Raw genomic sequence first — 10,859 nt, 5'->3', positions numbered from 1 at the left:
GAGTTGAACTTCCTCACGACCTCTGTCCAGGGCGCCGTCCTGGCGTCCGGCGAGGCGCAGACCGCACACGCCGCCGATGGCATCGCGTCCCTGGGCTGGCTGATGATCGCGTTGCCGCTGCTGGGTGCTGCCGTGCTGCTGCTCGGCGGACGCAAGCTGGACAAGATCGGTCCGCTGCTGGCGACCGTGCTGTCCTGGGCCTCCTTCGGCGTCGGCCTCGCGGTCCTGCTCGGCATGCTCGGCAAGGACAGCCACGACCGCGCAGCTCACCTGAAGCTGTTCTCGTGGATCGACGCCGGCGCGCTGAACGTCGACTTCGGCCTGCTGATGGACCAGCTGTCGATGACCTTCGTCATGCTGATCACCTTCGTCGGCTCGCTGATCCACGTGTACTCCCTGGGTTACATGGAGCACGACCCGGACAAGCGCCGGTTCTTCGCCTACCTGAACCTCTTCATCGCCGCGATGCTGACGCTGGTGCTCGCCGACTCCTACGTCGGTCTGTTCCTCGGCTGGGAAGGCGTGGGTCTGGCCTCCTACCTGCTGATCGGTTTCTGGAACTGGAACCCGGCGTACGCGACCGCCGCCAACAAGGCGTTCATCATGAACCGTGTCGGTGACTTCGGTCTGCTGCTGGCGATGTTCACGATGTTCGCCACCTTCGGCCGCGTCGACTTCGCCGGAGTCAACGAGCAGGTCGCCGGAGCCGGCAAGGGCGCGCTCACCGCGATGGGAATCTTCCTGCTGGTCGCTGCCTGCGGTAAGTCGGCGCAGTTCCCGCTGCAGGCCTGGCTGGGCGATGCGATGGCCGGCCCGACGCCGGTCTCGGCGCTGATCCACGCGGCCACCATGGTGACCGCGGGTGTGTACCTCATCGTCCGCAGCAATGTCATCTACGACGCCACCCCGGATGCCCGTCTCGCGGTCTGCATCGTGGGTGCGATCACGTTGATGTTCGGTGCGATCGTGGGATGTGCCAAGGACGACATCAAGAAGGCGCTGGCCGCCTCGACGATGTCGCAGATCGGTTACATGATCCTGGCCGCCGGTCTCGGCCCGGTCGGGTACGCGTTCGCGATCTTCCACCTGGTCACGCACGGCTTCTTCAAGGCGGGCATGTTCCTCGGTGCCGGTTCGGTCATGCACGGAATGAACGATCAGGTCGACATGCGCCGCTTCGGCGGGCTGTCCTCGGTCATGAAGATCACCTGGATCACCTTCGGCCTCGGCTGGCTGGCGATCATCGGTGTGCCGGGTCTGTCCGGTTTCTGGTCCAAGGACAAGATCATCGAGGCCGCGTTCATCGGTGAGGGCTGGCGTCCGTGGGTCTTCGGTGGGGCGACGCTGCTGTGCGCGGGTATCACCGCGTTCTACATGTCGCGTCTGTTCTTCATGACCTTCCACGGCAAGCGCCGCTGGACCGACGACGTCCACCCGCACGAGTCGCCGCTGTCGATGACGGTGCCGATGATGATCCTCGCGGTCGGTTCGGCCTTCCTCGGTCTGGCCCTCACGCTGCTGGACTTCCCGCACTGGCTGGAGCCGGTGGTCGGCGCCCACCCTGAGGGTGAGCACCCGGTCATCGCGATCCCGGTGATCATGGCGCTGACGATCCTGTTCGTCGCCGTGGGTGTGGCCCTGGCGTGGATGCGCTACTGGCGCGACGACGTCCCCGTGACGCCGCCGGTCGGTTCGTTCGCCACGCGTGCCGCGCGTCGCGACCTGTTCCAGGACGACCTCAACGAGGCCGCGTTCGCTCGTCCCGGCCTGCACCTGACCCGCTCGCTGGTCTTCGCCGACAACAAGGGCTTCGACGGCGCCGTCGGCGGCACGGCCGCGATGATCGGCGGCAGCTCCTCGCGCCTGGCGAAGCTGCAGAACGGTTTTGTCCGCTCCTACGCGACAACGATGCTCGTGGGCATCGTCGCGATCCTCGGTCTGCTGTGGGTGATCAACTGATGTCCAACTTCCCCTGGTTGACGACGATCGGCGTCGTGCCGTTGGTCGGCGCCATCGTCATCGGCTGCCTGCCGAAGGCAGCCGCGGCCTCGGCGCGCCTGGTCGCGCTGGTGTTCTCGCTGATCACCCTCGGTCTGGGCATCGCCGCGGCGACCCAGTTCAAGACCGGCGGCAGCGGTCAGCAGTTCCAGCTGACGGAGACGCACACCTGGATCAAGCAGTTCGGTGTCTCCTACGCGCTCGGTGTCGACGGCATTGCGCTCGCGCTCATCCTGATGAGCCTGGTGCTGGTGCCGATCGCGATCCTGGCCGCCTGGCGCGATGTCGAGGACGACACCCCCGGCCGGCAGAAGGCGTACTACGCGCTGCTTCTCGTGCTGGCCACCTTCATGGTCGGTGTCTTCGCCGCCACGGACGTCTTCCTGTTCTACGTCTTCTTCGAGGCGATGCTGATCCCGGTCTACTTCCTGATCGGCCAGTTCGGCGGCCCGCGCCGCCAGTACGCCGCAGTGAAATTCCTGATCTTCTCCCTCGCCAGTGGACTCGTCATGCTCGTCGCGGTCATCGGCCTGTTCCAGGCCGGTCCCGGCGGGGAACACGGCTTCCTGGTCAGCCGGCTGACCGGGATCGACATCCCGCTCGATACCCAGAAGTGGTTGTTCGTCGGCTTCTTCATCGCGTTCGCGGTGAAGGCCCCGATGGCGCCGGTGCACACCTGGTTGCCGGACGCCGCCGCCGAGTCCAAGCCGGCCGTCGCCGTCCTGCTCGTCGGTGTGCTCGACAAGGTCGGCACCTACGGAATGATCCGGTTCTGCCTGCAGCTGTTCCCGGACGCGTCCAAGTGGGCGACGCCCGTGGTCATCACGCTGGCGGTCTTCTCGATCATCTACGCGGCGATCGTGGCGATCGGCCAGACCGACATGATGCGCCTGATCGCCTACACCTCGGTGAGCCACTTCGGCTTCATCGTGCTCGGCATCTTCGCGATGACCAGCACCTCGCACGTCGGCGCGAACCTCTACATGATCAACCACGGTTTCACCACCGGTGCGTTGTTCCTGTTCGCCGGCTTCCTCGTGGTGCGCGGTCGCAGCCAGAACATCCCCGACTACGGCGGTTGGCAGCGGGTCACCCCGGTACTCGCCGGTGTATTCCTGATCGCCGGTCTGTCCGGTCTGGCGTTGCCGGGTCTGAACTCCTTCGTCTCGGAGTTCCTGGTCATGGTGGGCACCTTCGGCAAGTACTGGCTGGCTGCGTCGATCGCCGCGGTGGGCGTCATCCTGGCCGCGATCTACATCCTGCTGATGTACAAGCACCTGATGACCGGTCCGAAGCCGGAGGGGGAGCGGTTCGCCGCCGTGCGCGACCTCGACGTCCGCGAGAAGGTCGTCGCCGCAGTCCTGATCGCCTTCCTGATCGGTCTGGGTGTGTACCCCAAGCCGGCCCTTGACATGTTGAAGCCCGCCGTGACGCAGACGCTGCAGCACGTCGGGGTGACCGACCCCGCTCCGAAGACCGGTGCGGCCGTTGACGGGAGCGCCAAGTAATGGATCCCAATACCTTCACGCAGGCGCAGATCGAGTACTCGGCGCTGCTGCCGATGTTCGTGATCTTCGGTGCGGCGATGGTGGGTGTGCTGATCGAGGCGTTCGCGCCCCGCAAGGCCAGGTACGCGGCGCAGCTCGCCGTGACCCTCATCGGCCTGGTGGCCGCGTTCGTCCTGCTGGTGACCGTCGCGCGTGATCACCAGGGTGTGACCGCCGGTCGCGCCCTGGTGATCGACGGCCCGGCGCTGATGATGCAGGGCACGATCCTGGTGCTGTCGTTCCTGGCCGTCCTGGTCATGGCCGAGCGCTTCACCTCCGACGGTGCGGACGCGTTCACCCAGTCCGGCGCATCGGTGCCCGGTTCGCCGCAGGAGGCTCAGGCCGAGCGCCTGGGCGCCACCACCACCGAGGTCTTCCCGCTGACGCTGTTCGCGGTCGCCGGAATGATGATGTTCCCCTCGACCAACAACCTGCTGACGATGTTCGTCGCGCTCGAGGTGCTCTCGCTGCCGCTGTACATCATCACCGGTCTGGCTCGTCGCCGTCGCCTGCTGTCGCAGGAGGCCGCCCTGAAGTACTTCCTGCTGGGAGCCTTCTCCTCGGCGTTCTTCCTGTTCGGTTCGGCGATGATCTACGGCTTCGCGGGCACGCTCGACCTGGCGTCGATCTCCAACGCCGTCGGCACCCAGAGCGGCCAGGACTCCGTCCTCGTCCTCGGCATCATCCTGATCGCGGTGGGCCTGCTGTTCAAGGTCGGTGCGGTGCCGTTCCACTCCTGGACGCCGGACGTCTACCAGGGTGCCCCGACCCCTGTCTCGGGCTTCATGGCCGCGTGTACGAAGGCCGCCGCCTTCGGTGCGTTGCTGCGCGTCTTCTATGTCGCGTTCGACTCGATGCGGTGGACCTGGCAGCCGGTCATGGTGATCGTCGCGCTGCTGACGATGGTCGTCGGTGCGGTGCTGTCGATCACCCAGACCGACATGAAGCGTCTGTTGGCCTACAGCTCGATCTCGCACGCAGGCTTCCTGCTGCTCGCGCTGACCGCGCTCGACAAGGATTCGGTCGCCGGTGTGCAGTTCTACGTCGCAACCTACGGCGCTGCGACCATCACCGCCTTCGCGGTCGTGGCGCTGGTGCGTAAATCGGGCGTCGAGGCGACGCACCTGTCGGAGTGGGCGGGCCTCGGCCGTCGCAGCCCGATCCTGGCCGGTGTGTTCGGTTTCCTGATGCTCTCGTTCGCGGGTATCCCGCTGACGTCGGGCTTCACCAGCAAGTTCGCGTTGTTCGCGCCGGCCGTCAAGCACGGCTCGGTGTGGTTGGTCGTCGTGGCCGTGATCGTCTCCGCGATCACCGCGTTCGTCTACGTCCGCGTCATCGTGCTGATGTTCTTCTCCGAGCCGGCCGAGGGTGTCCAGGTGGCGATGCCGTCGCCGCTGACCGCCGTCGCGGTGGCCGCCGGTACGGCGATCACGCTGGCGCTCGGTGTGCTGCCGGGACCGTTGCTGGACATCGCGGGCCACGCCTCGCAGTTCCTGCGCTGATCCGGTCATGAGCATGTCCACGAGCCCTACCGACACGTCCACCATCGGTGTGCCGGGCGCGAGCGAAGAGCTCGCGACCCGGCTCGCCGAGGGACTCACACAGGTCGACGCGCGGCTGCGGGAGGTCGTCCAGCATGACGACCCGTTCATCGCCGGGGCTTCCAAGCACCTGGTCGAGGCGGGCGGCAAGCGGTTCCGCCCGTTGCTGACGCTGCTGGCCTGCGAACTCGGTGACGGACGCAATGAGCAGGTGGTCGACGCGGCGGTGGGTGTCGAACTAACCCACCTCGCCTCGCTGTACCACGACGACGTGATGGATGAGGCCGACCTGCGTCGCGGTGTCCCCAGCGCGAACGCCGAGTACGACAACTCGACCGCGATCTTGATCGGCGACCTGCTGTTCGGCAAGGCGTCGGCGATCATGGCCGGGCTCGGACCGGATGCGGTCCGCATTCAGGCCGAAACGTTCGTCCGGCTGTGCACCGGTCAGATCGAGGACGACCGTCAGGCCCCGGCCGATGCCGATCCGATGGCGCACTACCTCGACGTGCTCGCCGACAAGACGGGCTCGTTGATCGCGACCGCGGCTCGCTACGGTGCGATGTTCAGCGGCGCTGCGGACGACGTCGTCGAGACGCTCACCAAGTACGGCGAACTGGTCGGCATGGTCTTCCAACTGGCCGACGACGTGCTCGACGTGAGTTCGGACGTCTCGGGTAAACCCGCGGGCACCGACCTGCGCGAGGGCGTGCGCACGTTGCCGGTGCTGTACGCGTTGGCGTCGACCGACCCTGCCGATGATCGGCTCAAGGAGTTGGTATCCCGGCCGCTCACCGATCCCGCGGAGCACGCCGAGGCGCTGGCGTTGCTGCGTGCCCACCCGGCGCTGCAACAGGCGCGTGAGCACACCGTCGCCGTGGCGGCATCGGCTCGGGCGCTCTTGGACGGGCTGGGGGACAGCGATGCAGTGCAGACGCTGCGGGCGCTGCCCGAGGGAGTTGCCGAACGCTCTGCCTGAGCCGAGCGGACTCGGCCCGGTGGTCGAGCGGATAGTGCTACGCGCCGGTTCGGAGCCGGTTGACACCCGTCAAGATCAAGAGTGCTGAAATATCCAGGAATCACCGGGTATTGTCTTGAACGGCCGTTCAAGACCGGGAGAAGGAGAACCCCATGTCACGCACTCCCGCGGCCATTCGTCGTACCGAACTGGTCGAGGCGGCCATTCGGGTCTCGCTCAACGAAGGCCTGGAAGCGGCGACGGTCCGCCGCATCGCCGCCGAAGCAGGGGTCTCCCTGGGCACGGTCCACTACTGCTTCGGATCCAAGCGCGCTCTGCTGGAGGCCGTGGTCGAGTCGATCGCGCAGCCGACTCTCGAGGTCGACCTCAGCGCAATCGCGCCCGACGACTACACCGAGATCATCCGCGCGGCCTTCCGGGCGTACTGGGTCGAGGCCGGCGGCAACCGTGACCGCCAGCGGCTGATCTACGAGCTCGCAACCCACCTGGTGCGCCAGGAGGAGCCTGGCCCCGAGCTGGCGAAGATGATGTTCCAGCGTTCCTTCGCGACCGTCGCCCGGTTCATCGAGCAGCGCCTGCTGGACTCCGTGCCGCAGTTGCCGCTGCCGAGCCAGACGCTGGCCCGCATGATCATTGCCGTCACCGACGGTGTCGCCCTTGCTTGGATCGCCGACGGCGACGACGAGGCGGCCCTCGAGGTGCTCGACGGCTACGCCGTCATCTTCGGAATGACGATCGACACCTTGCTCGCGGGGTCCGATTGACCGAGCCCTGGAGAGCGCTGACGAAGGCCGGTGTCCCGACCGCTGTCGTCGATCTGGATCGTTTCGACGCCAACGCCGCGGGCATGCTCCGCCGTTCCGGTGGAATGCCGATCCGGGTCGCATCCAAGTCGATCCGGGTGCGATCGCTGATCGAACGCGCGCTGTCCTTCAAGGGCTACCAGGGAGTGCTGGGCTACTCAGTGGCCGAGGCGATCTGGTTGGTACGCAACGGAATCGACGATGTCGTGGTCGCGTACCCGACCGTGGACGAGGAATCGGTGCGGACCGTTGCAGCCGACCCCACGCTGGCCGCAGCGATCACGTTCATGGTCGATCTGCCCGAGCACATCGACTGGCTGGCCCGGTTCGCTCAGGACGTGCCGCTGCGGGTTTCGATCGACGTCGACTGCTCGCTGCGGCTGGTGGCGCTGTCGATCGGTGCGCACCGATCCAGCGTGCACACCGCGGACGAGGCGGGCCGCCTCGCAGCGCACGCGGCCGCAACTCCCGGTCTCGCGCTGGTCGGAATGATGTTCTACGAGGCGCAGGTCGCCGGAGTGCCCGACAACAAGGCCGGCATGCGGATCGTGAAGAAGCTGTCGCTCGATCAGCTCACCCGTGACCGCGGCGCGATCCGATCAGCGGTCGAGGAGCACGCGTCCCTGGAGTTCGTGAACGGCGGCGGCACCGGCAGCCTGCACACCACCCATCTCGACCCGGCGATCACCGAACTCGCAGCAGGCTCAGGCCTTTTCTCGCCCGCAAGTTTCGACGGCTTCGACGACCTACAGGTGGAACCCGCGGCATGGTTCGTCTCGCCGGTGACGCGCAAGCCGCGCGCCGACGTCGTCGTCACCTTCAGTGGCGGCTACCTCGCCTCCGGTGCGGCCGACCGCTCGCGCCTGCCCACCCCGACCCACCCGTCCGGACTGTCCTACTTCCTGCAGGAGGGCGCCGGCGAGGTGCAGAGTCCGTTGCGCGGCAAGGCTGCCCGCGATCTCGAACTCGGTGATCTGGTGTGGTTCCGGCACGCGAAGGCCGGTGAGATGTGTGAGCGTTTCGACGAGATCGTGCTGATCAGCGACGGGCAGGTGACAGGTCGCGTCCCGACCTATCGCGGCGAAGGGAAGAACTTTGGCTGAGTGGAGCAACTGGAGCGGTACCGCCACGGCCGACGTCGAGATCGTCGAGGTCCGCGACGTCGAGCACATCCAGCAGATCTGCGCGGAGGCGCTCGCCTCCGGTCGCAAGGTCAAGCCGATCGGCGCGAGCCACTCCTTCACCGCGATCGGCCAACCGGTCGACATTCAGTTGCGGATGGAGCGCATCAGTGGGCTCATCAGCGCGGACGCTTCCACCGGACGGGCGTGGGTGCGTGCGGGCACACGCCTCAAGGACGCCGTGGTCGCGCTGCACGAAGCAGGCCTCGGTCTGCCGAACCAGGGCGACTACGACCGGCAGACGCTCTCGGGCGCGACCTCGACGGGTACGCACGGCACCGGTGTCGGTTTCACCGGGTTCTCCGGCATGGTGCGCGGCGTGGAGTTGGTGCTCGCCGACGGCACGTTGCTGCGCGTCTGCGACTGCGAGAATTCGCAGCTCCTGCCGGCCGTCGCGCTGACCCTCGGCTCGCTCGGTGTGATCACCGCGATCGAGTACCAGTGCGAGCCCCGCTACCTGCTGACCGCGCAGGAGGAGCCGGCGTCCTTCCGGACGGTTCTGGCAGAGGTCGACGAGCGCATCGCCGCCCACGACCACTTCGAGTTCTTTTGGTTTCCCGACACCGATCGCGTTCTGACAAAGACGAATTCGCGCCACCGCGAGGAGTCCAGGCGTGCACCGATGCCCGCGTGGAAGGACCGACTGGAGAACGATCTGCTGTCGAACAAGGTGTTCGAGGCGGTCAACCGTTTCGCCGGACGTGTTCCGCGGGCGACGTCGTTGATCAACCAGGTTTCCGCTCGCGCACTCTCGGCCAAGACCTACACCGACTGGTCGCACATCGTGTACCCGACCGAGCGCGACGTGGTCTTCCGCGAGACCGAGTTCTCCGTGCCCCGAGCCGACGCCGTCGAGGTGTTGCAGCGGCTGGACGAGAGGCACCGCGCGCACCCGTCGGCCACCTGCTTCCCGGTCGAAGTGCGCTTCACGGGGCCGGACGACGTCTGGCTGTCGACCTCCTACGACCGCGAGTCGGCGTACATCGCCGTGCACCAGTTCCGCACGCGTCCGCACGAGGAGTACTTCGCGGCGTTCTGGGACATCCTTCGCGACTACGAGGCGCGCCCGCACTGGGGCAAGATGCACGAGCTCGGCGCCGACGATCTGCGCAAGGTGTACCCGAAGTTCGACGACTTCGTGGCCGTGCGTGACCGACTCGACCCGCAGCGGGTGTTCACCAACCCCTACCTCGACCGCGTCCTCGGCGCCTGATCATCTCTGCTGGTTGAGCCGTACGCCTGAGCGACGAAGGCGTATCGCCGAAACCCCTGCAGCGAACGAAGCGACTGGAACATCGAACCGCTTCGGACGTGCAGGTCTCTCAGACGGCTGCGTTTCGCGCCGACCTCGCCGACCATCGGGAGCGGCCGGCGCTGGCGAGCGAGTCGGCGCTGAGGACGGCGAGGGCCAGCCAGACGATCGCGAAGCCGATCCAGCGTGCGGTTGACAGGTGTTCGCCGAGGAACAGCACCGCACAGAGCAGTTGCAGCACCGGCGTGACGAACTGCAGCAGCCCGATGGTGACCAGCGGGACGCGTGACGCGGCGGCAGCGAACAGCAGCAACGGGATGGCGGTCGCGATGCCGGACGACGCGAGCCACAGCGTGTGACCGGCGCCCTCGGAGCCGAACGTGGTGTCGCCGCGTGCGGCGAGCAGGAAGAGTGCGACCAGCGCGATCGGGGACAGGATGGCCGTCTCGGCCGCCAGGCTCTCGAACGCCGACAGTGATCCGCCGATGCGCTTCTTCGCCAGACCGTAGGAGGCGAAGCTGCACGCGAGCACCAGTGAGATCCACGGGAACGTGCCGCCCTCGACGGTGAGGTACAGGCAGGCCACCGCGCCGATCGCGACGGCGATCCACTGCAACGGGCGCAGCTTCTCGCGCAGCACGACCACGCCGAGTGCGATCGTCACCAACGGGTTGAGGAAGTAGCCGAGGGACGCTTGGCTGGTGCGTCCGGTGTTGACCGCGTAGACGTAGACCAGCCAGTTGGTCGCGATGAGCAGGCTGGCGATCGTCACCAGTGCCATTCGCCGCTTGTCGCGAATCAGCTTGCGGATGAACGCGGTTCGCCGCAACACCACGACGCCGATCGCGCAGACGACGAGCGTCCATAGGATGCGATGGACCAGGATCTCCCAGGCGCCCGCCGGCAGCAGCTGGTGAAAGTAGAGCGGAAACGCGCCCCAGAGCAGGTAAGCCGCGAACCCGTAGACCGTGCCCTTGCTGACCTCGTCCCGTTCGCGCCGCACCAGTGAACGGTAGGGCATCGATCGGCTGCTCATTGAACCGGCTTCAGCCGCTGATCCGCGACCGGAAGGATGGGTGTCATGAGCGTGAACCTCACCATCGACGACCACGTCGCGTTGATCGAGTGGAACCGTCCGCCGGCCAACCATTTCGATCGCGAATTACTCGACTCGATCGCAGACGCGGGGAAGCACGCTCAGGACGCGGGTGTACGGGCCATCGTGCTGGCGTCGGCGGGCAAGCACTTCTGCGCCGGCGCCGACTTCGCCGCCGGACAGATCCGGGCCGACCCGTACGGCGCGATCTCGGCGTTGTACGAAGCGGGCAAACGAATCTTCGCGCTCGAGATTCCGGTGGTGGCGGCGGTGCAAGGTGCCGCGGTCGGCGGTGGACTCGGGCTGGCCTGCGCAGCGGATTTCCGGGTGGCGACCGCGCGACTCATGCAGACCGCCGACGCGGCGGCGGGTATCGAGGCGTCACTCGCGCGCGAAACGCCGAGGTTCGAGGGCCGCTGAAGCGTTGGTGACCGTGCGCCGAAACCCGGTGAGTTCGAACGA

The 10,859-nt window shown here is 66.9% G+C and carries 9 protein-coding genes; 8 read left to right on the top strand and 1 reads right to left on the bottom strand.

Features of this window, described 5'->3' with window-relative positions:
- Positions 1–102: 102 nt before the first annotated feature.
- The 7 genes from nuoL to ACYU8W_RS13775 all read left to right on the top strand — a co-directional run bounded on the left by nuoL (position 103) and on the right by ACYU8W_RS13775 (position 9,262).
- Positions 103–1,959, top strand: coding sequence for an NADH-quinone oxidoreductase subunit L (gene nuoL / locus ACYU8W_RS13805; RefSeq protein ID WP_499470395.1), 1,857 nt, complete (start codon positions 103–105; stop codon positions 1,957–1,959).
- A complete protein-coding gene (locus ACYU8W_RS13800) occupies positions 1,959–3,506 on the top strand; it encodes an NADH-quinone oxidoreductase subunit M (RefSeq protein WP_499469934.1) in 1,548 nt (515 codons plus the stop codon). The genes nuoL and ACYU8W_RS13800 overlap by 1 nt, the downstream gene beginning before the upstream one ends.
- Positions 3,506–5,047, top strand: a complete 1,542-nt coding sequence (gene nuoN, locus ACYU8W_RS13795) for an NADH-quinone oxidoreductase subunit NuoN (RefSeq protein ID WP_499469932.1) — start codon at positions 3,506–3,508, stop codon at positions 5,045–5,047. Before ACYU8W_RS13800 ends, nuoN begins: the two co-directional genes overlap by 1 nt.
- Positions 5,048–5,054: 7 nt before the next feature.
- On the top strand, positions 5,055–6,065 hold the full coding sequence (locus tag ACYU8W_RS13790; RefSeq protein ID WP_129625262.1) for a polyprenyl synthetase family protein: 1,011 nt from the start codon (positions 5,055–5,057) through the stop codon (positions 6,063–6,065).
- Positions 6,066–6,217: 152 nt separating this feature from the next.
- Positions 6,218–6,829, top strand: coding sequence for a TetR/AcrR family transcriptional regulator (locus tag ACYU8W_RS13785; protein ID WP_499469930.1), 612 nt, complete (start codon positions 6,218–6,220; stop codon positions 6,827–6,829).
- Positions 6,826–7,971, top strand: a complete 1,146-nt coding sequence (locus tag ACYU8W_RS13780) for an alanine racemase (RefSeq protein ID WP_499469928.1) — start codon at positions 6,826–6,828, stop codon at positions 7,969–7,971. The genes ACYU8W_RS13785 and ACYU8W_RS13780 overlap by 4 nt, the downstream gene beginning before the upstream one ends.
- Positions 7,964–9,262, top strand: coding sequence for a D-arabinono-1,4-lactone oxidase (locus tag ACYU8W_RS13775; RefSeq protein ID WP_499469926.1), 1,299 nt, complete (start codon positions 7,964–7,966; stop codon positions 9,260–9,262). Before ACYU8W_RS13780 ends, ACYU8W_RS13775 begins: the two co-directional genes overlap by 8 nt.
- Before the next feature lie 109 nt (positions 9,263–9,371).
- Here the strand turns inward: ACYU8W_RS13775 and rarD are convergent, their stop codons facing one another.
- Complete coding sequence (gene rarD / locus ACYU8W_RS13770) at positions 9,372–10,322, bottom strand: EamA family transporter RarD (RefSeq protein ID WP_499469924.1); 951 nt, start codon at positions 10,320–10,322, stop codon at positions 9,372–9,374.
- 60 nt (positions 10,323–10,382) lie between these two features.
- On the opposite strand from rarD, the gene ACYU8W_RS13765 reads away from it, so the two are divergent.
- Positions 10,383–10,817, top strand: a complete 435-nt coding sequence (locus ACYU8W_RS13765) for an enoyl-CoA hydratase-related protein (RefSeq protein ID WP_499469922.1) — start codon at positions 10,383–10,385, stop codon at positions 10,815–10,817.
- The last annotated feature ends 42 nt before the right edge of the window (positions 10,818–10,859 follow it).

This window comes from Yimella radicis, assembly GCF_054778255.1.
Note: the sequence above shows the minus strand (reverse complement) of the source record. Positions and strands in the feature narration are given on the sequence as shown.